We start from the raw sequence: 25,325 nt of genomic DNA on the forward strand, positions 1-25,325 counted from the left end.
CCATATTGCGCTCTTCAAACCGCCGTCCCGGACGATTGCGAGCGCAATGTTCCCGCCAAGTTTCATGAAACCGCTGCGGTGTCGCGAGGCGGTCTCATCCAACTGTCTGACGCTCATTCGGCAATGCCCGACGCAATTGCCGCACTTGGCCCAAATCCTCAGTCGACGCGTAGGCGGCGCGTCACTTGGCCATTGCTTTCCCAATATGTGTGTTTCTTGGCGATCCACGGATCGTTCATCGCCGGCTGAATGTTGCCGCTCATGTCGATCGCGCGCGAGGTCACGGTGTGCTCCCCGGGCGAAGGCTTGGGCCAGTCAAGAGACCACATCTTCCAGGCGAATTCCGCCTCGTCGCTGCCGATTGTCGCCGGCATCCACGGCCCATCGTCGATCTTCACCTCGACCCGGTCGATCGGCGCGCCCCAGGCGGCTCCGACGATCCGGTAATCGTTGCCGATATGGGTGACCCGGGCCGGCGCCGATTTGAGGCGCGCCCGTCCGACGGACGTTTCTACCCACACGGTCTCGCCGTTATGGTCTTCCTCGCGGAGCGTGACGTAGTCGCGTCCCATGAACCGGTTCTCGAAGCGCTGGTCGCGCACGTCGATGCGCTTGAGCCATTTCACGTTGGCGACCCCGTACCAGCCCGGCGCTATCAGCCGCAGCGGGAAGCCATTATCGGCCGGTAGGGCAGCTCCGTTCATCTCGTAGCAAAGGACATTCTTTGGGTCCATCGCATCTGCCAGCGACATGCTGCGCGCGAAATTCTGCTTGAACTTGACGTCGTCGGTCCGCTTGATCTCGCCTTCGTCGGCGGCCCAGAAGACCACTTCGATGCCGCTGTCGAGGACGCCGGCCTCCTTTAGGATCGGGGCGAGCGGCGTACCCGCCCAGCGCGCATTACCGATGCCGCCATTGAAAAACGGAAGGCCGGTATTGCCCGAACATTCGATCGTGAACGTGACTTCCTGGCGCGGCCGTGCCTTGATATCGGCAAGCGTCAGGGTCGTCGGCTTTTTGACCAGGCCGCCGATTTCGAGCTTCCAGGTGCCTGCGTCGATGACTGGCCGGTTGAAATGCGCGATTGAAAAGAACTTGTCATTGGGCGTTACCCAGGAATCGAGATCCTCCCAAACGAGCTGATTCTTGATGACCTCCGGAACCGGGTTCGGTGGCAGTTGGTCGAGCCATTTGACGACTTTCTCGCCGGGCCGGCTTGGAAAGGCATAGGCGTGTTGGCTCGCGAAGAATGCCGCTAGGCCCGCCAGCGCCGCGCTGCCCTTTGTGATGAATTCTCGACGCGGAATCCGCAGGCTTGCTGCGGATTTGGTGATGTCTTGATCGTGCATGGTATTCCTCCCCGTTAGTGGACCTGTCGGCCGGTCGATGAAACGCTAGTCCCGTCCGTTGTTCCCGCAAATGTCACATCGTCCATTTTTGTTGCCCGATCGTTCAGAGGAGGATTAGACCGGATGGGTAGTTGCTCGGGCGGCTGTATTGCCGGATAGTTCGAGATGCCTGGCCGAAAAACGCGTTGTCAAAGGGAGCAGCCGATCGTTTCCGGAGGTGTAGTGCATGGATGTCCTTTCCGATGTGCTCCGAGCCGTTCGCCTCACCGGTGCGATCTATTTCGACGTCGACGCCAGCTCTCCCTGGGTCGGCGAGTCGCCGGGCACGGCCGACATTGCCGCCGCCGTCATGCCGGAGGCAGAGCACATCATTTCTTTTCATGCCGTGATGTCGGGCTCGTGCTGGGCCGCGCTGGCAGACGATTCGGTGCCCCCGGTGCTGGTGAACGCCGGTGATGTCGTTGTCTTCCCCGGTGGTGTTCCGAACGTGTTGAGCTCCTCGCCCGGGGCGCGGGGCGAACCCAATATGGCGATGTATTATCGGCCGATAGACGAGAGCCTGCCGTTCGCGGTGATCCATGGTGGCGGTGGAGACGAGCGGACCCGGTTCATTTGCGGGTATCTTGGCTGCGATGCGCGTCCCTTCAATCCTCTCCTCGCCGCGTTGCCGGCCATCCTGTGTGCCCGCAAGCCCGCCGATGGAAGCAGCTGGGTTATCGACCTTTTTCGGCTGGCGCTGGCCGAAGGTGGCAGTGGGCGGGCGGGCTGTGAAACGATCCTCGCCAAGCTGAGCGAGCTGATGTTCGTCGAGATCATCCGCCGCCATCTCGAGACCCTCCCCGACGATTCGCGCGGCTGGCTGTCAGGCCTGCGGGATCAACATGTCGGCGAGGCGCTCCGGCTCATCCACGCTCGCCCCAGGGAGGAATGGACATTGGACCGGCTCGCCCGCGAAGTAGGGCTCTCGCGCACGGCCTTTGCGAGCCGCTTTACCCACTATGTCGAGGTCTCGCCCATGCACTATCTTGCTCGTTGGCGTCTGCAACTGGCAGGACGTTTGCTCGAACGGCCCGAAATGAGCATCGCGCAAGCGGGGGCCGAGGTCGGCTACGAGTCGGAAGCCGCCTTCAATCGTGCCTTCAAAAAGTTCGTCGGCATTCCACCTGGCACCTGGCGAAAGGGGCGGTCGGCGTTGCTGGAGGCTCAGAGATTGCCCGCTGGCGTCGTGCAATAGGCGAAGCCCTGGCACAAAGAGGAAGACGTGACCGGCAGCCTCGACGTTTTCGGCGAGGCGTTTCAGGTTTCGCGCCTCAATCCTTCGCGCGCTCGACATAGGCGCCATCGGCGGTCATCACCACCACGCGGGTGCCGGCGCTGATGTGTGGCGGCACCAGGGTGCGCACGCCGTTGGACAGCGTTGCCGGCTTGTAGGACGAGGACGCCGTCTGGCCCTTGGTCACCGGCTCGGTCTCGACCACCTCGAAAGTGGCGCGCTGCGGCAGCACCAGCGAGATGGCGATGTTGTTGTACTGCGAGATCTGCACCGGCATGCCTTCGACCAGATAAGGCGCCATGTCGCCGACCACGCTTTCCGGCACCGCGACCTGGTCGTAAGTCTCCGGATTCATGAAGTGAAAGCCTTCGCCGTCGCGGTAGAGGAACGTGTGCTCGCGCTCCTCGACATAGGCGCGCTCGACCTGCTCGGTGGTGCGGTAACGCTCGGAAACCTTTACCCCGTCGGAGATACGCCGCATGTCGAGCTGGGTGACCGGCGTACCCTTGCCAGGATGAATGTTTTCGGCAAAGAGGATCACATAAAGCTTGCCGTCCTTTTCGACGACGTTGCCTTTGCGTAAGGAGCTGGCGATGACCTTCACGGGTTTCCATCCTGATAAAATTTGTTGGCGCAAATCGGCTGGAGAGGCCGTTGCGTGCGGCCTAGCGCATCTTGGCCGCAATCGCCAGCCCTCTGTGCAATTCCCCTGAAGCCGATGACCGTCGCCTCGCCGTGGTGGACGCCGCATGTCCACGCCGACCGCCGGCCGCGGCTGATCCTGCGCAATGCCATTGCCGCCGGCATGCGCGATTGGTTCGCCCGCCGCGACTTCGTCGAGGTGGAGACATCGGCCCTGCAGGTCTCGCCCGGCAATGAAGCGCACCTGTCGGCCTTTGCCACCGAGGCGATCGGGCCGGACGGGCGGCGCCAGCCGCTCTACCTCCACACTTCGCCGGAATTCGCCTGCAAGAAGCTGCTTGCCGCCGGCGAGGAGCGCATCTTCAGCCTCGGGGCTGTCTGGCGCAACCGCGAGCACGGCCCCTTGCACCATCCTGAGTTCACCATGCTCGAATGGTACCGCGTCGGCGAGACCTATGAGAGCCTGATGCGCGACTGCGCCGAGCTCGTCGCGCTGGCGGCCGAACGGACCGGAGCGAAGCGTTTTAGCTTCCGCGGCCGCGAGGTCGACCCGTTTGCCGAGCCGGAAAGGTTGAGCGTCGCCGAGGCCTTTATGCGTCACGCCGGCATCGATCTGCTGGCGACGGTTGCAGCCGACGGCAGCACCGACCGCGCGGGGTTGGATGCCGCCCTGGTCCAGGCCGGATTGCGGACCGCGCCCGACGACAATTGGGCAGACCTGTTCAGCCGGGTGATGGTCGAAAAAATCGACCCGGCGCTGGGGCAGGGCCGCGCCACCATCCTTTTCGGATATCCGATCTCGGAGGCGGCATTGGCCCGGCCGAGCGCCGACGATCCGCGCACCGCCGAGCGCTTCGAGCTCTATTGCTGCGGCGTCGAACTCGCCAACGCCTTCGGCGAGTTGACCGACCCGGCCGAGCAGCGCCGGCGCTTTGCCGCCGAAATGGACGAAAAGCAGCGTGTCTACGGCGAACGCTACCCGATCGACGAGGACTTCCTCGCCGCGCTCGCCATCATGCCGCAGGCGAGCGGCGCGGCGCTCGGCTTCGACCGGCTGGTGATGCTCGCCACCGGCGCGCTCAGGATCGACGACGTAATCTGGACGCCGGTGGCCGCTTCCTGATGATAGGTTGGGCAAGACCGATCTCGCCCGGCTTGAAACCCAGGATTAGATGCTCGGTCCAGGCCGCCGCCGGCTGCGTCTAGCCAGAAGATTGGCGACGACCAGGAGGATGATCGACAGCCCCATCATCAGTGTCGCTGCGGCGGTGATTGCCGGGGAGAGCTTTTCGCGCAAGCCAATGAACATTTCGAGCGGCATGGTGCGTTGGTTGGCGCTGGCCAGGAACTGCACAACGACGACCTCGTCGAACGAGGTGACAAAGGCAAAGGCGGCGCCGGACAGCACGCCGGGCAGGATCAGCGGCAGCATCACCCTGAAGAACGATGTGACGGGCCTTGCTCCGGAGATGGCGGCAGCGCGCATCAGATTGCGGTCGAAACCGGTGAGGCTCGCTCCCACCGTGACAACGACGAACGGGCTGGCGAGCGCGGTGTGCGCCAGGATGATGCCGGCATAGGTGCTGGCTAGGCCGACGCGGGCATAGAACAGATACGAGCCGACGGCGGTGATCACCACCGGCACGATCAGCGGCGACAGCAGCAGCGGCATCACGATGCGGCGGCCGGGAAACTTTTCGTCGGAAAGCGCAATCGCCGTCAACGTGCCGAGTATCGTTGCGATCAGCGTCGTCCCGAACGCAACGATCAGGCTGTTGCCGATCGCCGATTGCCAGCGTTGGGTGCCAAGCACGACCGCGTACCAGCGCGTCGAAAATCCCTCCAGCGGAAAGATGAAGAAGGCGCCGCTGTTGAACGACAAGGGGACAGGAACGAGGATCGGCACGAGCAGGAACAGGATCACCATGCCGCACCATAGCCAGAGCAGGGTTATGCGGATTCTTTCGCCTGTTGTCGGATAGGGAGACAGCAGCATGGCTACACCAGCTTGAGACGGTCGAGGCCGAGGATGCGGGCGAAGACGCCGAACAGCGCCAGGGTGAAGACGAGCAGGATGAAGCTCAGCGCTGCCGCCATCTCCCAGTTCAGCTCGACATTGACGTAGTTGGCGATGAAATTGCTGATCAGCTGGTCGCTTGCCCCGCCGATGAGCGCCGGCGTGATGTAGTAGCCGAGGCAGAGAATGAAGGTGAGCAGGCAACCGGCCATGACTCCTGGAAAAACCTGTGGAAGATAGACGCGGCGGAACGCGGTGAAGGGTTTTGCGCCGAGCGAATAGGCGGCCTTCATCTGCGAGGCCGGGATCGTGCGCATGACGCTATAGATTGGCAGCAGCGTGAACGGCAGCTGGATATGGGTCATGGCGATGATCAGTCCGATGCGGCTGTACATCAGGTCAAGCCGGTCGTCGGCAATGCCGAGCCACAACAGCAAATCATTGACCAGGCCGAATTTCTGCAGGAGCACGGTCCAGGCCGCGGTTCGCACCAGGATCGACGTCCAGAATGGCAGCAGCACCGCGACGATGAGGATGGCGGCGAGGCCCTTGGGCACCGAGGCGATGAGATAGGCGAGGGGGAAGCCCAGTATCAGCGTGGCCAGCGTCACCGCCGCGGCGACGAAGAATGTGCGCATGAACACCTGCAGGAAGATCGCCTGTTGCGGCGGCACTCTGTCAATGCCTCCATCGGCGTTCCAGCGCAGATCAAGCGCGCTAAGCAGGTAGAACGACGTCACGCTATGGGTGCCGCTCTCGATGGCCGGCCACGTGCCGGGCGCCGACCAGAACGGCACGCCTTTCATCACCTCCAGCGGCGGCCTGTCGGCAGCCTCAAGTTGGCGTACCGTCTTGAGCACCTGGCTGCGCGCACCGGGCAGGCGGGCGTTGAGGCTCTTGGCGAGTTCGTAGGCGGTGCCCTTGGCCTGATTGTCCCTGAGGTCGGCGGCAAGGGCCAGGAAGGCGGCATCGCCTGGCAGTCCCGCGCCGTTCCAGCCGCGCAGCGCCTGGCTGGTCTGCGGCAGGGCGTCAGCAATCGTCGGATCATAGACGGCGCGCGACAGCAGCAGGACGATCGGGATGCCGAAGCTCAGCGCCAGCAGCACAAGCAAAGGTGCCGCCAGCGCCAGCGACCGTAATCGATCGCCGAACTCAGCGCGCCGAAGCTTTGCCGTGACGGATTTCGCCGCCTTGGCATCGGCAGCCGACCGGTCGCGCACGATGCGCGGCCGATTCAGTTCCGTGGGCCCAAGCGCCGTCATTTTTCCTACTGCGCGAGCCAGGCGTTGAAGCGCTTGACCAGATCCTCGCCGTAGTCGCCCCAGAATTCGGTGTCGGCGACCAGATAAGCGCTCATATGGTCGGGCGCGTTCGGCAATTTGGGCAGCGCGTCCGGCGCGACAAAGGAAGCTGCATCGGTGCGCACTGGCCCGTAGGTGATGTAGCTGGCCAGCTTGGCGTTGATTTCCGGCTGGCTGATATAGGCAAGGTACTTGTAGGCCAGGTCCGGGCTCTTGGCCCCCTTCGGAATGGCGATCATGTCGTATTCGAGGATCTGGTTGTTCCAGACGATCTTGAACGGCGCCCCGTCCTTGTCGATGGCATTCTGGATACGGCCGTTCCAGGCGGTGGTCATCACCACTTCCTTCGAGGCGAGGAGCTGGGGCGGCTGTGCGCCGGCGTCCCACCAGACGATGTCTTTCTTGATGGTGTCGAGCTTCTTGAAGGCGCGGTCGACGCCTTCCGGCGTGGCCAGCACCTTGTAGACATCGGCCGGCGCGACGCCATCGGCCATCAGCGCCCATTCCAAATTCTGCGCCGGGAACTTGCGCATCGCACGCTTGCCGGGAAACTTGGTCGTGTCGAAGATATCGAGCACCGAGGTCGGCGCCTCCTTCAGCACGTTGGGATCGTAGGCGAGCACGTCGCCATAGGCGTCGAGACCGACACCGCAGTCGAGCGCGGAGCCTTCGAGGAATTTCTCGCGCGGCGCGATCTTGGAATAGTCGAGGCGCTCGAGAATGCCGGCGTCGCAACCTTGCAGCACGGTCGCAGTCTCGACCGTCACTAGATCGATCGGCACGTTGCCGGTGTCGACCATGGCTTTGACCTTGCCGAGATCGCCGAGATATTCCTGCTCGACGATCTTGACGCCGGTCTCCTTGCTGAATGGTTCGAACCACGCCTTGCGCTGGGCATCCTGCCAGGCGCCGCCGCTGGCCATGATCGAAAGCTCGTCGGCGAAGGCGACATGTCCTGAGGTGATGAATGCTGTGGCTGCCGCAAAGGCGAACAGCCGTGCTTTGGTGATTTTCATTGTTGTTATTCCCCTGTTTTCGAGATGGAACCGCCCGTTCCGGCATCTGTCGGGAAGGCGCGGCAGTCGTTGGGCGCGCAGGAAACCGTGACCGGTTCCCCGTTGCCCATGGTCGCTTCGGGGCCGACCTTGACGGTCAGCACCTGTCCGTTTTCCAGCCTGGCCAGAAGACGCTGGTGGTCGCCGAGATAGATGCGGCCATCGACCGTGCCGGCCAACGCATTTGCTCCGTTCGAAGCGGGCGCAAGCTTCAGCCGCTCCGGGCGGATAGCGATATGGCAGGCCGCGCCCTCCGCAACACCGATGGCCAGCGCCGTTACCGAACCGCCGCCGTCCAGCGCAACGCGGCACTCCTTGCCAGAGACGCGGTCGACCTTGCCGAGCAGCGTATTGTTCTCGCCGATAAAGCTTGCGACAAACGAAGTTTGCGGCGCGTTGTAGAGATCATCAGGCGAACCGAGCTGGGCAATCCCGCCATTGTTGAAAACGGCGACGCGGTCCGACATGGTCAACGCCTCGCTCTGGTCGTGTGTCACATAGACAATGGTGACACCGAGCATTGTGTGAAGTTGCTTGATCTCGAGCTGCATATGCTCGCGCAGCTTCTTGTCGAGCGCACCGAGTGGCTCGTCCATCAGCACCAGGCTCGGCTCGAACACCAACGCGCGGGCAAGCGCTACGCGCTGCTGCTGGCCGCCGGAAAGCTGTGCCGGCCGCCGGTCGCCGAACTGCCGCAGCCGCACCATGTCGAGCGCACGGCCGACGCGGGCCGCGACTTCCGTCTTGGTAATCTTGCGGACGGAGAGCGGGAAGGCGACGTTCTCTTCAACGCTCATATGCGGAAACAGCGCGTAGTTCTGGAACACCATGCCGATGTTGCGTTCGTAGGGCGGCAGCCTGTCTACCGACCGGCCTTCAAGCGTGATGACGCCGCTGGTCGGCCGTTCGAACCCTGCAAGCATGTTGAGCGTCGTCGTCTTGCCCGAACCGGAAGGTCCGAGAAGGGTAAGGAACTCGCCGCGCGCTACGCCGAGGTTCAGCCGCGTTACCGCGAAGGTCCGGCCGTCATATGATTTCTCGACATCGACAAATTCGACAAATCGCTGGCTGCCGGCATCGCCCGCCCGTGCAGAACCGGCACTGTCGCGTGACAGGGCTGTCGCTTCGGCCATCACGGACGTAAGTCCGTCGAGCTGCGGCAGAAGCTGCTTGTCGAAACGAGGTGGCGCTTGCCGTGCATATATCGGTCTCGCATGACGCTGCCGCACAATGGCGGCAAACCAAACTTGTATGCTCACACAATCGATCGCTAAAGAACCATAGATGCAGACAAGTTTGGCCGTCAAGCGGCTTTCTTCGCGATTGTGTGAGATTTTCCGGGCCGGATTTTGAAAATACCTACCGGACAAGTGCTATTGTCTGGAGCATTGTCTTATGCTAGATGCGCCGATAGCCAGAGCGTCAACACACCGAATCCGTCAATCCGCATGCTTCAGGACCTGCAACTCGCCTCGGATGAAGGCCCGGTCTACCGGCGCCTTGCCGACGCTATTGCCGAACGGATCACGTCCGGCACACTTGCAGTTGGAGACCGGCTGCCGCCGCAGCGCGAGATTGCCCGCGCACTGGGTATCAATGTCACCACGGTGACGCGCGCACTGTCGACGCTCCAGCAGCGCGGCTTGCTCGAAGCACGGCCTGGGCGCGGCACGACGGTCGCGGCCCGCGACGCCGGCGAAAGACCCGGCTTCGTCTCGGCGCCAAGCGACGACACCGGCGTCATCGACCTTTCCGTCAACCGGCCGGCAACCTCGGCCTATCTCGATGCGCTAGCGCTGCTGCTGCCGCGCCTGTCGAAGGACCGGCACTATGCCACGCTTCAGGATTATCATCCGCCCGAGGGGCCGCTTTGGGCGAGGACGGCAATCGCCGAGTGGATGCGACCGGTAGCGGGGGAAGGCGATCCCGGCCGCGTGGTGCTGGCGGCGGGCGCCCAGCACGGGCTGGATTGCGTGCTTGGCGCGGTGACCAGGCAAGGCGAGGTCGTGCTCGCCGACGAAGTGACCTATCAGGGCATCAACGCGCTGTGCCGGGTGCATGGGCTCGACCTCAGAGGCGTCGCGATGGACCGTGGTGGCATGCGGGCCGACGCATTCGACGCGGCCTGCGCGCAGCTCCGCCCACGCGCGGTCTTCCTGGTGCCGACCCTGCACAACCCGACGACCATTACGCTATCCGAGGATCGCCGGCACGAGCTGGTGACCGTGGCCCGCCGCCACAACGTCCTCATCATCGAAGATGACGTCTACCGGCCGCTGGCAGACAATCCGCTGCCATCGCTTGCCAGCCTCGAGCCCGAATTGACGGTTCACGTCGGCGCCTTGTCGAAATGTCTTGCCCCAGGGCTGCGCCTCGGTTTTGTTATCGCGCCACGCGCCATAGCCGGCCAGGTCGCAGCGGCTTTGCGCATCAACTGCTGGAGCATCAGTCCCTTGACGGGGCTGATCGGCGCGCGGCTGATAGAAGAGGGCTTGGCGGCGCGCATCATAGAAACGCAGAAGCAGGAGCTTCGCCAGCGCCAGGCCATCCTCACCGAAATCCTCGGCCGCTTCGATGTCCAGAACCACCCCACTTCGACGCATGCCTGGCTGCGCCTTCCGGAGCCGTGGCGTGGCGCCGGTTTCGCTCGCACCTGCCTGGAACGTGGCGTTGCTGTGCTCCCGGGTGACGCCTTCGCGGTTGGGCGCGAGCCGGTACAGCACGGCGTGCGCATCAATGTCGGCGCCGCGCGCTCGCTCGACGATCTGCGCACGGCCCTGAACACCATGGCCGAACTGTTATCGGCGGGCCATCTGCAATTGCCTGGCTTCGTCTAGGAATTTAATGATGGCAGCGTCGGAAAGGGTCGAAAGCGCCATCGTCGGCGCCGGTGTTGTCGGACTGGCAACGGCACTCCGGCTCGCAGCTGAGGGTCGCAAAGTCCTGCTCATCGACCCCAATGAGCCGGGCTCCGGGGCCTCCTTCGGCAATGCCGGAACGATTGCCGAATATGCCTGCATGCCGGTGGGCAATCCGGCTGTGCTGCGCGCGCTGCCAAAGCTGCTTCTCGATCCTGACAGCCCTTTTTCCTTGCGCTGGCCGGCGCTGTTGCAGCTTGCGCCATGGCTGGTTCAGTTCGTGAGGCAATCGCTTCCGGCGGCCACCCGCGCCAATGCGCTGGCGCTCGCCGGTCTACTGGCCGAGGCCCTGCCGGCCTGGGAAGAGATGGTGGAGGAGGCTGACTTGGCCGACCTGCTGCGCCGCAACGGCTGCCTCTACCTGTATCGCCGCGAGAGCGATTTCGCCAAGGCCGCCGGGGGGCAGGGCGCTGCGCGCCGGGTTTGGCGTCCATCAAGAGGTTCTGACACCGGAAGAGGTCGCCGCGCTGGAGCCTGGCCTGCCCGCGACCGGGGCCAGCGGCCTGTACTTCCCCGACTCGATGAATGTCACCGATCCCAAGACAGTGATGCGGCGGCTGCTCAATGCCGCGACCGCCCGCGGCGTTTCGGTAGCGCAGGCTGAGATAACCGGGCTGCGGGTCGAGGCGGACGGTGTCAGGCTCAGCGGTTCCGGCTTTCGCATCAAGGCGAACACGGTGGTGATCGCCGCGGGCGCGCAAGCGCGGGCGTTGGCCATGCAGGCCGGCGACAGGATCCCGCTCGAGACCGAACGTGGTTATCATCTCGAATTCCCGACCGGGGCGCCCCTGCTCCATCGCCCGGTCTGTCCTGTCGATCTCGGCTTCTACATGACGCCGATGAACGGCCGGCTGCGTGTCGCCGGAACCGTCGAGCTCGGCGGGCTTGCAGCGCCGGCAAATCCACGCCGGCTGGCGCTGCTCGATCGCGGTGTCAGGCAGTTCTTTCCACAACTCGGCCGGCCGTCATCCGAGTGGCTCGGGTTCCGGCCGTCGCTGCCCGATTCCCGGCCGGTCATCGGCCCGTCGCGCGGCAGCTCCAGGGTGATTCATGCCTTCGGTCATGGCCACCTTGGCCTGACACTCGCTCCGATCACTGCACGCCTGGTCGCTGAACTGATCAGTGGTCGCGGCGATCCAGCGCGTGTCGCGGCGTTTTCGGCTGGTCGCTTCCGCGCCTGATCGATCGAACATTTCGCCTTCGGGTTGATCAGGAGTCTATTTCCGATCAGGCCAGCGTAGGTGCAAAATCAAAGATCTTGTGCGTCTAGAAGGACGCACCAGCTCTAGATCGGTCGCGCCGACCTGGGGCTAGATGCCTCCTGATTGTCCGCTTCTCCCATTGCAGAAGCGGCACCGGGACAATAGATGGTGCAGCAGCGGCTGCCCTTCAGCCAGCCGGAAATAACAGGATTATGCGCATGACCGATACGCTCGACGCAGCGAAACTGACCGATCGCGTCGCGGCCCTGGTCGAGGCTGCCAAACGGGCCGGCGCCGATGCCGCCGATGCGGTTGCGGTGCGCGGCCGTTCGACCGGCGTCTCGGTGCGGCTCGGCAAGGTCGAAGGCACAGAAGCGTCCGAGAGCGAAGACGTCTCGCTGCGTGTCTTCGTCGGCAAGCGGGTAGCGAGCGTTTCGGCAACGGCGGCATCCGACCCCAATATGCTGGCCGAGCGCGCCGTCGCCATGGCCAAGGTGTCGCCTGAGGATCCCTATCAGGGCCTCGCTGACCCGGCCTTGCTGGTCAAGAAGCCGCGCGACCTCGATCTGTTCGACGCCACCGAGGTGTCGGCGGACCAGCTGAAGGAGGCAGCGCTTGCCGCCGAAGCGGCGGCGCTTGCCGTCAAGGGCGTCACCAATTCGGCCGGTAGCGGTGCCAGTGCCGGGCTCGGCGGCCTGGTGCTCGCCACCTCGCACGGCTTCGTCGGCCATTACGTCGCCTCGCGTTTTTCGCGCTCGACCAGCGTGATCGCCGGCGAGGGAACCGGCATGGAGCGCGATTACGAATTCTCCTCGCGCCAGCATTTTTCCGATCTCGACGCGCCGGAAGACATCGGCCGCAAGGCCGGTGAGCGCGCTGTCCGCCGCATTGGCGCACGCAAGGCGGCGACCGGGCCGGTCGACGTGGTGTTCGATCCGCGCGTCGCGCGCGGCATTGCCGGCCACCTTGCCGGTGCCATCAATGGCGCCGCGGTGGCGCGCAAGACCAGCTTTCTGCGCGACATGATGGGCAAGAAGGTGGCTTCGGCCGCAATCACCGTCACCGACGAGCCGCTCCGGCGCCGCGGACAGGCCTCGCGCCCGTTCGACGGCGAAGGCGTCGAGGGCGAGAAACTGTTCATGGTCGACAAGGGCGTGCTCAACCACTGGTTCCTGTCGACCTCGGCGGCTCGCGAACTCGGCCTCGTTACCAATGGGCGCGGCTCGCGCAGCGGTTCGTCGGTCTCGCCATCGTCGACCAATCTCGCGATCGAGCCCGGGGAAAACACGCCGGAAGAGCTGATCAAGTCGCTTAAGACCGGCTTCTACGTCACCGAAGTGTTCGGCCAGGGCGTCGACATGGTGACGGGCGAATATAGCCGCGGCGCTTCCGGCTTCTGGATCGAAAACGGCGAGCTGGCCTATCCCGTCGCCGAGGTGACCATTGCCTCCAATCTGAAGACGATGTTCCTCAACATGGTTCCGGCGAGCGATCTCGACCGCAATTTCGGCACTGCCGCGCCCACGCTTTTGATCGAAGGAATGACCCTTGCCGGAGCTTGACCCGGCCGTCTCGGCCGGCGCTACTGAAGACTTGCAGCTGTTGCGCGATGCCGCCCGCGAGGCGGGGCTCATCGCCATGCAGTACTTCAACAACAATCCGCAAGTGTGGATGAAGGGCGGCACCTCGCCGGTCAGCGAAGCCGATCACGCCGCCGACAAATATCTGCGCGAGACCTTGCTGACGGCCCGGCCGGATTATGGCTGGCTGTCGGAGGAAACCGTCGACGACCCGGTAAGGCTTGTCGCGCGCCGCACCTTCGTCGTCGATCCGATCGACGGCACGCGCGGCTTCCTCGAAGGGCTGCCCACATGGTGCGTCAGCGTCGCGGTGGTCGAGAAAGGCCGAACGCTTGCTGGCGTGCTCGACTGCCCGGCGAAGGGCGAAATCTATTGGTCGCTGCCGGGCGAGGGCGCATTCCTGAACGGCCAGCGCATCAGCGTGCGTCCGCCGTCGGAAACGGCCGAAATTGCCGGACCGAAGCCGATGATCGACCTGATGCCGGCGAAATGGCATAAGCGGCTGAGGCGGGTGCCCTATATTCCTTCGCTCGCCTACCGGCTGGCGATGATCGCCGGCGGCCAGCTCGATGCCACCTTCGTTAAGGCCAATGCGCATGACTGGGACATCGCCGCGGCCGATCTCATCCTGCGCGAGGCAGGCGGCGCCTTGCTCGATCGGCACGGCCGCGCGCCGCTCTATGCCGGCGAAGTGATCCGTCACGGACCGCTCGCCGCCGGCAGCGGCGAACTCCTGGCCGTGCTCGCCGGCGTCATCGCCGGGCTGGACAATTGACCACTATCAATAGTTCCAAAGTCGGCGGCTTTGGTCTAGACCTGTCCCAAACTCACGATATGTGAAGGATCGACATGGCCGCTGAAGACGGAAAGAAACAGCTTTTGCACCTGGTGTTCGGCGGCGAACTCAAGAAGCTGGGCGGCACCGAATTCCGCGATCTCGACGCGCTCGACATCGTCGGCATCTATCCGGACTATCAATCGGCGCACGCCGTCTGGAAGGCCAAGGCGCAAGCCAGCGTCGACAATGCCCATATGCGCTATTTCGTCGTTCACCTGCACCGCCTGCTCGACCCCGAAAACAAGGCTGTCGGTTGACATCGATGAACCATGAAGCGGTCAAGCGGTCAGCCCCGCGGTCGGCGGTCAGACGTCGCAAGCCGAAGACGTTCTGGCGCAAGATCCGCGAACCGCTGGCGCAGTCGCGATTCGTCAAGAATGCGCTTGCCGCACTGTTTGCGTATTTCGTCCGCCTTGTCCGCGTGACCAACCGCCTGGTCGAAGGATCGGCGAAGTTTTCCGGCGGCGCCTATGCGCAGCTCGAGCCTGGCATCATCGCACTCTGGCACGGGCAGCATCTGCTGACCCCGGCCTATTATCCCAAAGGACGGCCGCTGGTTGCCATGGTATCGCGCAGCGCCGATGCCGAGCTCAACGCCCTGATGGTCGAGAAATTCGGCATCGAGGCCGTTCGCGGCTCTGGCGGGCGCGAAAGCGCAAGGCATCTCGACAAGGGCGGTGCCAAGGCGCTCATCGCCCTCAAAAAGTCGCTCGCCACCGGCAAGAATGTCGCCATGATTGCTGATATTCCCCACGGCACACCGCGCGATGCGGGGCTCGGCGTCGTCCTCCTGGCGCGGCTGTCCGGCCGGCCGATCCTGCCTGCCGCGATAGCCACCAGCCGCCGCAAGGTGATCGAGGGCAGCTGGGACAAGACGACGATCAACTTGCCCTTCGGCCGCTCCTCGATTGTCGTCGGCACGCCTGTCTTCGTGCCGGCCAACGCCGACGCCGCGGAAATGGAACGCAAGCGCCAGGAGGTCACGGCCTCGCTCAATGCCGCGACCGCCGAGGCCTATCGCCTTGTGGACGGTTCGAAATGAGTATGCGCTGGGCGCGCGCCTTCCTGACGGCCTACCGCTTCGCCGGGGCCGTCGCCTACCCGCTGGTCGGACCTTACGTCGCCTGGCGCACGTCCAGAGGCAAGGAGGACCGCATTCGCCGGCGCGAGCGCTACGGCGTCGCCGGACGCGAGCGCCCCGAAGGCCCGGTGATCTGGATCCATGCAGCCAGCGTCGGCGAGACCATCGCCGTCGTGCCGCTGGTCGAGAGCATTCTCGATTACGGCGTCAACGTCGTGCTGACGACGGGCACCGTCACCTCGGCACAGGTCGCCGAAGAACGGCTGGGCGACCGCATCATCCACCAATATGTGCCGCTCGACCTCAAGCCGGCGGTCAGCCGCTTCCTCGACCATTGGCAACCGGACCTGGCGATCATCGCCGAATCGGAGATCTGGCCGATGACCATCCTGGAACTCGGCGCCCGCCGCGTGCCGCAGGTTCTGGTCAACGGCAGGCTGTCCGACCGCTCCTTCAAGTCCTGGAAGAAGCGCGCCAACATTGCCGAAGCATTGTTCGAAAATCTCGCCCATGTCGTCGCCCAGTCGGATCTCGATGGCGAGCGCTTCCTTTCGCTCGGCGCCCGGCCGGTCACCGTGTCCGGCAATCTCAAGGTCGACACCGCGCCGCCGCCGGCCGACGAACGGGCGTTGGCGGCGCTGAAACGCCAGATCGGCGGCCGCCCGACCTGGGCGGCGATCTCGACCCATGACGGCGAAGAGGCGGTCGCCGCCGAAGTTCACGCCATGCTGCACAAGCGCCACCACGGGCTCTTGACCATCATCGTGCCGCGCCATCCCGATCGCGCCGGTCAGCTGGCCGCCCAGATTTCCGGCATGGGCCTGAAGCTGGCGCAGCGCAGCAAGGGCGACAGGATCACCGCCGATACCGATATCCTGCTCGGCGACACGATCGGCGAGATGGGGCTTTATCTGAGGCTGACGGAAATCGCCTTTGTCGGCCGTTCGCTGACTTCCGAGGGCGGCCAGAACCCGCTGGAACCGGCCATGCTGGAGACGGCGGTGCTTGCCGGCCGCAACGTCCAGAATTTTCGCGAGGCTTATCAGCGCCTGCTCGACAGTGGCGGCGCCAAGCTGGTGCGCGACCGCGATATGCTGGCCGGCGCCGTCAATTTCCTTTTGACCGACGAGGCGGCCCGCCATGAGATGATGGCGGCGGGTGCGGCGACGGTCGACGAGATGCGCGGTGCGCTGGCGCATACGCTCAGGTCGCTCGAGCCCTATATCCAGCCGCTGGTCGTCAAGTCGCGCCTGAAGGGCGCGAACGGGCGCTGACGTGACCTCGGAAGCGCCACCCTTCTGGTGGGAAGAGCCGGACTGGCGGGTGACGGCGCTGTCGCCGCTCTCCGCCGTCTATGCGCTCGTCGCCGGTCGCCGCATGCGGCACGCGCCGCGCGAAAAGGTCGAGGCGCCGGTGCTCTGCGTCGGCAACTTCACCGTCGGCGGCACCGGCAAGACGCCAGTGGCGATCGCATTGGCCGAGCAGGCCCGGCGCATGCAGCTCAATCCGGGTTTCCTGTCGCGCGGCCATGGTGGCTCCTTCGCCCAGCCGCATATCGTCGATCCGCACCACGACGCCGCCAAGCATGTCGGCGACGAGCCGCTGCTTCTCGCCGAACACGCGCCGGTCGCGGTGACGCCGAACCGGGCCGCCGGCGCCAGGCTTCTGCTGGAGAAGCTCGGCTGCGATTTCCTGATCATGGATGACGGTTTTCAGAGCGCGCGCATCCACATCGACTATGCGCTCGTCGTCGTCGACGCGCGCCATGGCATCGGCAATGGCCGCGTCATCCCCGGCGGGCCGCTGCGGGCAAACATCGTCGACCAACTGGTCTTCACCAGCGCCTTGCTGAAGATGGGCGAGGGCACTGCGGCCGATACGGTCGTGCGCCAGGCAGCGCGCGCCGGCAGGCCGATCTTCGAGGCGCACACCGCGCCGACCAGCAAGGTGACGCTGGCCGGCAGGCGGTTCCTGGCGTTCGCCGGCATCGGCCATCCCGACAAGTTTTTCGACACGGTAAGCGAGGCCGGCGGCGAGCTTGCGCTGACCCGACCATTTCCTGACCATCATTTCTACAGTGCGGACGAGCTTGCTGAATTGACGGCGACGGCGCGTAAAGCCGGTCTTGGCCTCATTACCACCGCCAAGGACGCTGCCCGCCTGCGTCACGGCGCAGCACCGCCGGAATTCCTCGACGGGCTCGACGTGCTGGAGATCGACACCGTCTTCGAGCTCGGCCACGTGCCGCAACGCATCATCGACGAGACGCTGGATGCCTGGCGGCAGCGCCGGCTTAAAGGCTGACCAGCAGCTCAGCACCGCGATGCGGGGACTGGAATTTGCAACTTTCCGCCGGTCGAACGTATTTTGTTCTTGCTTTGTGCCGGCAGCTATGCTACTAATTTGGGTATAGTGATGATTCACCGACGACCCGCCCTCGGCCCCGAGGCGGGTTTTTTATTTCAAGATAATCTCTAAGGTTTCGGTGTTGCCGGCCTGACGCCGCGGCAGAGCGCGAAGGGTCGCAACGGGGCGGCTTCCATTTGCGTCGGACTAGCGTCGGCGGCGTAGTTCCGGATGCGCTTCGATCTCGCGGCGCAGCGAGGCAGCGGCGTTCACATAAGGTTCCTGCCTGGCGACACTCCAATATTTAAGCTCGTCGAGCGGGATGCTCTCGCCGGTCACCGCGCAGCGCACGAAGGCGCCGGGGCTGGTCACCTGGAAGTCGCCGTCGAGATAGCGGATGCGGGCTTCCTTGCCGCCGGGGCCTTCGAAACGGTTCATCATGGGGTGGTGCCGAAATTCATGACGATGTCATCGCCACAAATTGCGGCGAGGTCAAGCTCGCTTGGCTTTGCCTGGTTCTGTTTCTGGCGGCACTTGTTCGAACAAGCCGGCAAAGCGGATGCCAATGCATGTCGCGCAAAAGTGTGCAGCGGTTTTGCGCGACATGCATAAACACAAGTACCTGAAGCGCGCCGCATCAGGCCGGTCGAACGCGACGCGCGTTAGGCATCTCATTCCTCGGCGATGATAAACTCTTCGATCTTCTCCGCTGGCAGCCCGGCCTGGACGGCGATGCGCCGGGCGAGTTCGGCGGCGGCGGCGCGCGGGCGCCCCAACGGCCGGTCGAGCCAGTAAGATATCGGGCTCAGCGCAGTGCGCTCGTCCACGGCGACGATGCGGCCCGATTTCAATTGGTCCACCGTCAACGGCGGACGCGCCAGCGCAATGCCGAGCCCGTGCGCGGCGGCGTCGAGCACGAGGTTGTAGTCCTCGAAACGGCGGTCGTGCGGCCGCGGCCGATAGTCCATCTCCTGCGCGGCGAACCAGGCGCGCCAGGCCGAAGCGTCGGAATCGTTGATCACCGGATAGTCGAGCAGCCGGGCAGGATCTCCGCGGCCGATCTCCCTGGCCAATTCCGGCGAGGCGACCGGGAACACATATTCTTCGAAAAGCTGCACCGAGATCCGGCCCGGAATGCGACCGCGCCCGCAGCGAATCGACAGGTCGATGCCTTCGTCGGCAAGATCGCCCTGGCGGATGTCGACGTCGAGCACGATGCGCAGCTTGGACGGGTGGTTCTCCAGCGCCGCCATGCGCGGCATCAGCCACAGCCCGCTGACCGAGGGGATCGAGGTCAGCCGCACCACCGCCGTACCGCGCGGCTCGACCCAACGGTCCGAATTGCTGGCGATCAGGGCAAAGGCTTCCGTGGTGCGCAGATGCAGGCGGTTGCCTTCGACGGTCAGAGAGACGCCGCGGGCGCCGCGATCGAAGACTTTCAGCCCGAGCCAGCCCTCGAGCTTGGCGATCTGCCGGCTGACGGCGCCGTGGGTAATGTTGAGCTTCTCGGCCGCCGCCGAAAAGCTGCCGGTCCGAGCGGCGGCGTCGAAGGCGCGCAGTGTTTCGAGCGGCAGCATCGGGTCTAAGCTGTGATCCATAGTCACAGCTGATCCTCGATTTGTTCGTTTGTCAACCGGCCCGCAATAGCGTTTCTCTACTTCATGGCATTGGATCGCGAGGACACCCAGATGAGCGCTTACACCGGCACGTTGAATACGACACAGCGCATGGATGCCAAGGCTGCCATCGCGGTGACGCTGACGGTGGTCGGCTGGGCCTCCGCCTTTCCGGCGATCCGCGCCGGCCTTGCCGCCTTCGGGCCGCTGGAACTTGGCGCGCTGCGCTTTGCCATCGCCGCGGTTCCGGCGGCGATCTTCCTCGCGGTCAAGCGGCCGGTACTGCCCAGGCTCGATGAACTCTGGCGCTTTACCTTCGGTGGTGCCGTCTTCGTCGCGCTCTACACGGTGATGCTCAATTTCGGCGAACTGACCGTTTCGGCCGGTGCGGCCGGCTTCATCATCAATGTCAGCCCGATCTTCACCGCCATCATGGCCATGGCACTGCTCGGCGAACGCTTCTCGGGCCTGGCCTGGGCCGGCACATTCCTGTCCTTCGCCGGCATCGGCATCATCGCCATAGGCGAGGGGCAAGGCTTGCATTTCAACAGCGGTGCGCTGCTTGTCCTCGGCTCGGCGCTGTGCTCGGCCGTCAACACCATCGTCCAGAAGCCGCTGTTTGCCCGCCACCACCCGCTGACCATCTCGGCCTCGAACATGGTGCTTGGAGCGCTCTGCCTGTCGCCGTTCCTGCCGAGCGGCCTGGCGCAGGCGGCGGCCGCCGATACCGCCGGGCTCGGCGCGGTCATCTTTCTCGGCATCGTACCCAGCCTGATTGCCTATGCCGCCTGGGCAACCGCACTTTCCCGGCTGCCGGCGGCGCGTGCCTCAAACTTCCTTTATCTGGTGTCGCCGGTGGCGACGCTGATCGGCTTCTTCTGGCTGGGCGAGGTGCCGACGCTGCTCGGCATAGTCGGCGGGGCGCTGGCGCTGGGCGGCATCGTCGTCGTGAATTTGAAGAGGTAAGTCAGAGGGTTCGGAGGCTTGCTTGAATTAAAAAGAGCCGTATCGAACGGCTCTTTTTGATTTCCCCTCTCCGGTTTGCTTCGCAAACCACCTCTCCCCACCTTGTGGGGCGAGGAACCCAAGGTTTTCAAGATTGCGGCCTTTGGCGATTGGCGTTTCCTCGCCCCCACCAAACTGGGGGACAGGTGGCCGCGGAGCGGCCGGAGAGGGGGCTGCGCCAGCGGACGTCGTAAGCCGCAGGCCCTACCGTCGCCCGAACAGCCGCTCGATGTCGGCGAGCTTGAGCTCGATATAGGTCGGGCGGCCATGGTTACAGGTGCCGGAGCCTGGCGTCGCCTCCATCTGGCGCAGCAGCGCGTTCATCTCTTCCGGTTTGAGCAGGCGGCCGGAACGCACCGAGCCGTGGCAGGCCATGGTCGCGGCTATTTTGTCCAGCCGCCCTTTCAGCGTGTCGACTGTGTCGTTGTCGGCGATCTCGTCGGCGAGGTCGCGCACCAGCTGCTGGACGTTGGTTTCGCCGAGCATCGACGGCGTCTCGCGCACCGCAACGGCGCCGGGGCCGAAGCGCTCGATGCCGAGGCCGAACCGGGCCAGCGTCTCGGAATGCATGGCAAGCCGCTCGGCGTCTTCCTCCGGCAGATCGACGATCTCCGGCAAAAGCAGCATCTGCGACGACACCGCGCGTGAGTGGAGGGCGTTCTTCAAGGCCTCGTAGACCAGCCGCTCATGCGCCGCATGCTGGTCGACGATGACAAGCGAATCCCTGGTCTGGGCGACGATATAATTCTCGTGCACTTGCGCGCGCGCCGCGCCCAATGCCGTGCCGAGCAGCGTCTCCGCCGCTTCGTTTTGGCCGGCGCGCGCGTCGGCACTGTGCAGCGGTCCGGCATCGAAGGCCGTCTGCTCGTCCTCGCCGAACCCGCCGCCCACATCGAGCGGCCGCTGTGGCGAGCGGCCAGGATCGAACCCGGCAAAGCCGGAGGCCCGATAGGCGGCCTCGTAGCTGCGGTGGCCGTTGGCCGGCCCGCCATGCGCATAGGATGCCGCGCCTGGCCGGAACGCCGCCATCATGCCGGCGGCCCCGGTGGTGGCGGCGCGGATGCCGGCATTGGCCAGCGCTTCGCGGATGGCGCCGACGATCAGCCCGCGCACCAGCCCCGGGTCGCGGAAGCGCACGTCTGCCTTGGCCGGATGGACGTTGACGTCGACGATCGCCGGATCGAGCGTCAGGAACAGCACGGTGACGGCATGGCGGTCGCGCGGCAGCACGTCGGCGAAGGCGCCGCGAATGGCGCCGGCGATCAATTTGTCACGCACCGGGCGGCCGTTGACATAGGCGTATTGCTGTAGCGCGTTGGCGCGGGTGAAGGAGGGGACCGAGACATGGCCGGCGAGGTGCACGCCGTCCCGCATCGCGTCGATGGCGATCGCATTGTCCGGAAAGTCGGCGCCCATCACCTGCGCCACACGGCGCAGCCGGCCTTCCGGGCTGTCGTCGGTCGCCGGCAGCTCCAGCGTCGAGCGGTCCGGGCCGGCCAGGGTGAAGCGCACGGCGGGGAAGGCGATGGCGATGCGCTTGACCACGTCGCCAATGGCCGAGCTTTCGGCGCGCTCGCCCTTCATGAATTTGAGCCGCGCCGGCGTGGCGAAGAACAGGTCGCGCACCTCGACCGTGGTGCCGCGATTGGCCGCCGCCGGCCTGACGGCGGAGACGCGGCCGCCGTCGATGCCGATCTCGGCGGCGTTTTCACTGGACGCGGTGCGCGAGCGGATCGACAGCCGCGCCACCGAGCCGATCGACGGCAAGGCCTCGCCGCGGAAGCCAAGCGAGCGAATGTCGTGAATGTTGTCGGCGAGCTTGGAGGTGCAATGGCGCGCAATCGCCAGCGCCAGTTCCTTTTCCGGAATGCCCGAGCCGTCGTCGCTGACGCGGATCAGGTTCAGCCCGCCACCGGCGGTGACGATCTCTACGCGCGTCGCGCCGGCGTCGAGTGCATTCTCGACCAGTTCCTTGACCACGCTTGCCGGACGCTCGATGACTTCGCCGGCGGCGATCTGGTTGATCATCGTTTCGGAAAGCTGGCGGATGGGCATGGCAGCACTATAGGCGGATTCGTGGTCGATGCGGGAGGGCGGAATTGAGGAAATCCACGCAGCTGAACGCGCTCGTGCACTCAACTCATGAGCTTGGGCAGCGCTGCCGCCAGTGCGTCGACGGCAAGGCGGACTTTCATCGGCAGATGTGGCGTCTGCAACCAAACGGCATGAACGTCGTAGAGAAACTTCGGCTGTTCCGGCAACAGCGGGACAAGCGCGCCCGCCTGGATGCGCTGGCGCACCAGCCAGTATGGCAGCCAGGCGAGCCCCATGCCGGCGGCCGCGGCATCGGCGATGGCATCGAGATCGTCGAGCCATAATCTGCCGACGGGCTTAACCTCCATCGCGGGCTGGCCGTTGTGCGGAAACAGCCACGGCTGAACGGCACGCCCGGAACGGCGGTAGATGATCGCATGATGGCTGCCGAGGTCATCTATCTGCTGCGGCTGGCCGTGCCGCTCAAGATAGGGCGGCGACGCGCAGACGACCATATGCTGGCGCGCGATGCGACGCGCTATCACCCCGGTCTGGTCCTCCAGATCGCCCGTGCGGACAGCGAAGTCGCAGCCATCCTCTACGAGATCGGCGATGGCATCGCTGAACGATAGGTCAAGTTCCAGCGCGGGATATTGCTGCGCAAGCCCGAACAGGATCGGGGCAACGCAGCGCCGGCCGAAATGCATCGGCATGAGCACACGCAGCTTTCCGCGCGGCTCGGCAAGCTGGTCGGCCGCCAACGCATCCGCGGCCTCCGCTTCAGCAAGCACCAGCCGGCAGCGTTCATAATAGGCGCGCCCGAAATCCGTCAGGCTTTGGCGGCGCGTGGTCCGGTTGATGAGGCGCACGCCCAGGCGCTCCTCGAGAAACCGGACATGCTTGCCGACCATCGGCCCGGACAGATCGAGAGCGGCGGCCGCGGCCGCGAACGAGCCCAGGTCGACGGCTTTGACGAACACGGCCATGCTCGTAAGGCGATCCATATTCAAAACCCACAGTTTCTGCTGATCTACTCAAACGGCCATTTATCCGCCTGATCGCCGCTGGCATAGCACATTCAGTTCAAATATTTTGGAGTCGTGACCGATGGCACGTGTCGTTCGTTTTTATGAGCTGGGTGGTCCCGAGGTTCTGCGCATCGAGAATGTCGACATGTCCGCGCCTGGGCGGGGCGAGGTTCAGATCCGTGTCAAGGCGTTGGGCCTCAACCGGGCCGAGGCGCTGCTGCGTTCAGGCAGATATATCCAGACCGCGCCGTTGCCTTCCGGTCTTGGGCTCGAGGCGGCGGGTATCGTCGAGATGGTCGGTGAAGGCGTGGACGGCTTTGCGCCGGGCGATGCCGTCAGCGTGGTGCCGCCATTGTCGATGGCCCGCTGGCCTGCCTATGGTGAGATTGCCACATATCCCGCCGAGCTCGTCGTCAAGCACCCGCCATCGCTGAGCTGGGAAGAGGCCGCCGCAGCGTGGATGCAATATCTCACGGCCTGCGGTGCGCTGGTCGACATTGCCAAACTTGGCAGGGAGGACTTTGTCGTTATCACCGCGGCGTCGAGCAGCGTCGGACTTGCGGCGATCCAGATCGCCAACATGATTGGCGCGACCCCGATCGCGGTCACACGGACATCTGCCAAGAAGCGGGCTTTGCTTGAGTTCGGCGCGACCCACGTCATCGCCTCGGCAGAGGAGCATCTGGAAGCCAGGCTGAAGCAAATCGCCGGCCCGGACGGCGTGCGCGTGGTGTTCGACGCGGTCGGCGGGCCGATCTTCGAGCCTCTGACGGCAGCGATGGCTCCGGGTGGCATTCTCATCGAATATGGCGGCTTGAGCCTCGACCCGACACCTTTTCCGCTACCTGCAGTGCTGGCAAAGACACTGACGCTGCGCGGTTATCTCGTCCACGAGATCGTGCGCGATCCAGTCCGGCTGCAGGCCGCCAAGGCGTTCATCCTTGACGGACTGAGCTCGGGTTCGCTGAAGCCGGCAATCGCCAGGACCTTTCCGTTCGACCAGATCGTCGAGGCGCACCGTTATCTCGAATCCAACGAACAATTCGGCAAGATCGTCGTGACGGTTTGACCGGGCATTGTGGGATAGCCTCACGCCTGCGCCGCCAGCCAGTCCCGCACCTTGCGGGCGTTGTCGCTGAGCTCGCGGTTCCTCGACCAGATGACATGAAAGCCCTTGCCGGTCGTCATCGTGTGGCCGGTGACGCGCACCAGCAGCCCTGATGCCAGCAGCCGCTCGGCGAGGTGACCCCAGCCGAGCGCGATGCCTTGCCCTTCCATCACTGCCTGGATCACCAGCGCATAGTCGTTGATACGCAAGCCACGCCCGGCATCGGCGATGTCGACACCGGCCGAGGCGAACCACTCGTCCCAGCTGGCGGCCTCGCGAAACGGCTCTTCGAGATGAATGAGGCGGTGCGATGGAAGGTCCGCGACGCGCTCCGGCAGCCCGAACCGGGCCACATAACTAACGCCGGCGACGGGGAATATCACTTCATCGGCCAGCGGCAGCGAATGATAATCCGGCCATTCCCTGGGCTCGCCGCCGCGGACACCAAGCGGGATATCCTCGGCGATGATGTCGAGATCGCGATCGGCGGTCTGGATGCGCAGGTCGATGCCCGGCAATTCGTCGCGAAACTGCTGCAGGCGCGGCATCATCCAGAACGAGGCGAAAGCGGTCGAGGCGGCGAGCGTCACATGAGCGCCGACGGCGATCTGGCGCAGGTCTTCCGCCGACTTGCGAATGTGGGACAGGCCGAGCGAGACGTCGGCATGGAAGCGGTCGCCGGCCTCGGTAAGGCTGACTTGCCGGTGGCGGCGCTGGAAGAGTTTCGCGCCGAGCTGCTCTTCGAGCCCGCGGATCGCATAAGACACGGCAGCCTGCGTCATGCCGAGCTCGCGCCCGGCGGCGGTAAAGCTCGACAGCCGCCCGGCGGCCTCGAAAACGATCAGGCTGCCGGCCGACGGCAGCAGGTGGCGCAAGCTTCGCATAAGCTGAGCTTATACAAGAGATCAGGATTTTCCAGCGTCACAGCTGCA

At 64.7% G+C, this 25,325-nt stretch carries 22 protein-coding genes and 1 pseudogene; 12 read left to right on the top strand and 11 right to left on the bottom strand.

What is annotated here, in order from left to right; translation table 11 throughout:
• Positions 1-158: 158 nt before the first annotated feature.
• The gene (locus NKH21_RS24855; protein WP_352663113.1) at positions 159-1,349 is read right to left on the bottom strand and encodes a sulfite oxidase; all 1,191 of its coding nucleotides are present in this window, start codon (positions 1,347-1,349) and stop codon (positions 159-161) included.
• Between the two features lie 226 nt (positions 1,350-1,575).
• Here NKH21_RS24855 and NKH21_RS24860 point away from each other — a divergent pair, with 226 nt between their 5' ends.
• On the top strand, positions 1,576-2,583 hold the full coding sequence (locus NKH21_RS24860) for an AraC family transcriptional regulator (protein ID WP_352663110.1): 1,008 nt from the start codon (positions 1,576-1,578) through the stop codon (positions 2,581-2,583).
• 76 nt (positions 2,584-2,659) lie between these two features.
• Here NKH21_RS24860 and efp read toward each other — a convergent pair whose 3' ends face one another.
• Entirely contained in the window at positions 2,660-3,226 is a 567-nt protein-coding gene (efp, locus tag NKH21_RS24865; protein WP_023674374.1) for an elongation factor P, read from the bottom strand.
• 114 nt (positions 3,227-3,340) lie between these two features.
• Here efp and epmA point away from each other — a divergent pair, with 114 nt between their 5' ends.
• A complete protein-coding gene (epmA, locus tag NKH21_RS24870; protein WP_352663106.1) occupies positions 3,341-4,387 on the top strand; it encodes an EF-P lysine aminoacylase EpmA in 1,047 nt (348 codons plus the stop codon).
• 45 nt (positions 4,388-4,432) lie between these two features.
• Here the strand turns inward: epmA and NKH21_RS24875 are convergent, their stop codons facing one another.
• Genes NKH21_RS24875 through NKH21_RS24890 form a run of 4 tightly spaced genes read right to left on the bottom strand, consistent with a single transcriptional unit; the run spans position 4,433 to position 8,773 of the window.
• The gene (locus tag NKH21_RS24875) at positions 4,433-5,260 is read right to left on the bottom strand and encodes an ABC transporter permease (RefSeq protein WP_352663103.1); all 828 of its coding nucleotides are present in this window, start codon (positions 5,258-5,260) and stop codon (positions 4,433-4,435) included.
• 2 nt (positions 5,261-5,262) lie between these two features.
• Positions 5,263-6,543, bottom strand: a complete 1,281-nt coding sequence (locus NKH21_RS24880) for an ABC transporter permease (protein WP_352663100.1) — start codon at positions 6,541-6,543, stop codon at positions 5,263-5,265.
• Positions 6,544-6,548: 5 nt separating this feature from the next.
• A complete protein-coding gene (locus tag NKH21_RS24885) occupies positions 6,549-7,598 on the bottom strand; it encodes an ABC transporter substrate-binding protein (protein ID WP_352663097.1) in 1,050 nt (349 codons plus the stop codon).
• A gap of 5 nt (positions 7,599-7,603) precedes the next feature.
• Complete coding sequence (locus tag NKH21_RS24890; RefSeq protein WP_502903367.1) at positions 7,604-8,773, bottom strand: ABC transporter ATP-binding protein; 1,170 nt, start codon at positions 8,771-8,773, stop codon at positions 7,604-7,606.
• A gap of 312 nt (positions 8,774-9,085) precedes the next feature.
• Here NKH21_RS24890 and NKH21_RS24895 point away from each other — a divergent pair, with 312 nt between their 5' ends.
• The 8 genes and pseudogenes from NKH21_RS24895 (at position 9,086) to lpxK (ending at position 17,560) form a co-directional block, all read left to right on the top strand.
• On the top strand, positions 9,086-10,474 hold the full coding sequence (locus tag NKH21_RS24895; RefSeq protein WP_352663091.1) for an aminotransferase-like domain-containing protein: 1,389 nt from the start codon (positions 9,086-9,088) through the stop codon (positions 10,472-10,474).
• Positions 10,475-10,484: 10 nt separating this feature from the next.
• A pseudogene (locus NKH21_RS24900) lies at positions 10,485-11,736 on the top strand (NAD(P)/FAD-dependent oxidoreductase).
• A gap of 239 nt (positions 11,737-11,975) precedes the next feature.
• The gene (locus NKH21_RS24905; RefSeq protein WP_352457105.1) at positions 11,976-13,319 is read left to right on the top strand and encodes a TldD/PmbA family protein; all 1,344 of its coding nucleotides are present in this window, start codon (positions 11,976-11,978) and stop codon (positions 13,317-13,319) included.
• Positions 13,306-14,112: a 3'(2'),5'-bisphosphate nucleotidase CysQ gene (locus NKH21_RS24910; protein WP_352663082.1), complete on the top strand. Its 807-nt coding sequence runs from the start codon at positions 13,306-13,308 to the stop codon at positions 14,110-14,112. The genes NKH21_RS24905 and NKH21_RS24910 overlap by 14 nt, the downstream gene beginning before the upstream one ends.
• 74 nt (positions 14,113-14,186) lie before the next feature.
• On the top strand, positions 14,187-14,432 hold the full coding sequence (locus NKH21_RS24915) for a DUF4170 domain-containing protein (protein WP_023674378.1): 246 nt from the start codon (positions 14,187-14,189) through the stop codon (positions 14,430-14,432).
• Positions 14,433-14,437: 5 nt separating this feature from the next.
• Positions 14,438-15,217 carry a lysophospholipid acyltransferase family protein gene (locus NKH21_RS24920; protein WP_352663079.1) on the top strand — a complete coding sequence of 260 codons (780 nt, stop codon included), beginning with the start codon at positions 14,438-14,440 and terminating at the stop codon, positions 15,215-15,217.
• Positions 15,214-16,530, top strand: coding sequence for a lipid IV(A) 3-deoxy-D-manno-octulosonic acid transferase (gene waaA, locus NKH21_RS24925; protein WP_352663076.1), 1,317 nt, complete (start codon positions 15,214-15,216; stop codon positions 16,528-16,530). The genes NKH21_RS24920 and waaA overlap by 4 nt, the downstream gene beginning before the upstream one ends.
• 1 nt (position 16,531) lies before the next feature.
• Positions 16,532-17,560: a tetraacyldisaccharide 4'-kinase gene (gene lpxK, locus NKH21_RS24930; RefSeq protein WP_352663073.1), complete on the top strand. Its 1,029-nt coding sequence runs from the start codon at positions 16,532-16,534 to the stop codon at positions 17,558-17,560.
• 249 nt (positions 17,561-17,809) lie between these two features.
• On the opposite strand, the gene NKH21_RS24935 is transcribed toward lpxK, so the two are convergent.
• Positions 17,810-18,043, bottom strand: coding sequence for a DUF2093 domain-containing protein (locus NKH21_RS24935; protein ID WP_031211156.1), 234 nt, complete (start codon positions 18,041-18,043; stop codon positions 17,810-17,812).
• A 230-nt stretch (positions 18,044-18,273) separates the two neighbouring features.
• The gene (locus NKH21_RS24940) at positions 18,274-19,200 is read right to left on the bottom strand and encodes a LysR substrate-binding domain-containing protein (protein ID WP_352663070.1); all 927 of its coding nucleotides are present in this window, start codon (positions 19,198-19,200) and stop codon (positions 18,274-18,276) included.
• Positions 19,201-19,290: 90 nt separating this feature from the next.
• Between NKH21_RS24940 and NKH21_RS24945 the strand changes: the two genes are divergently transcribed.
• Positions 19,291-20,184: a DMT family transporter gene (locus tag NKH21_RS24945; protein WP_352663067.1), complete on the top strand. Its 894-nt coding sequence runs from the start codon at positions 19,291-19,293 to the stop codon at positions 20,182-20,184.
• 243 nt (positions 20,185-20,427) lie between these two features.
• Here NKH21_RS24945 and mutL read toward each other — a convergent pair whose 3' ends face one another.
• Both mutL and NKH21_RS24955 read right to left on the bottom strand, forming a co-directional pair.
• The gene (gene mutL / locus NKH21_RS24950; RefSeq protein WP_352663064.1) at positions 20,428-22,278 is read right to left on the bottom strand and encodes a DNA mismatch repair endonuclease MutL; all 1,851 of its coding nucleotides are present in this window, start codon (positions 22,276-22,278) and stop codon (positions 20,428-20,430) included.
• A gap of 80 nt (positions 22,279-22,358) precedes the next feature.
• A complete protein-coding gene (locus NKH21_RS24955) occupies positions 22,359-23,261 on the bottom strand; it encodes a LysR family transcriptional regulator (protein WP_352663061.1) in 903 nt (300 codons plus the stop codon).
• A gap of 103 nt (positions 23,262-23,364) precedes the next feature.
• On the opposite strand from NKH21_RS24955, the gene NKH21_RS24960 reads away from it, so the two are divergent.
• Positions 23,365-24,354, top strand: coding sequence for a zinc-dependent alcohol dehydrogenase family protein (locus NKH21_RS24960; protein ID WP_352868096.1), 990 nt, complete (start codon positions 23,365-23,367; stop codon positions 24,352-24,354).
• Positions 24,355-24,374: 20 nt separating this feature from the next.
• Here the strand turns inward: NKH21_RS24960 and NKH21_RS24965 are convergent, their stop codons facing one another.
• Positions 24,375-25,277: a LysR substrate-binding domain-containing protein gene (locus NKH21_RS24965; protein WP_352663055.1), complete on the bottom strand. Its 903-nt coding sequence runs from the start codon at positions 25,275-25,277 to the stop codon at positions 24,375-24,377.
• Positions 25,278-25,325 lie beyond the last annotated feature (48 nt).

Source organism: Mesorhizobium sp. M1329 (genome assembly GCF_040318035.1).
Taxonomy (GTDB): Bacteria; Pseudomonadota; Alphaproteobacteria; order Rhizobiales; family Rhizobiaceae; genus Mesorhizobium.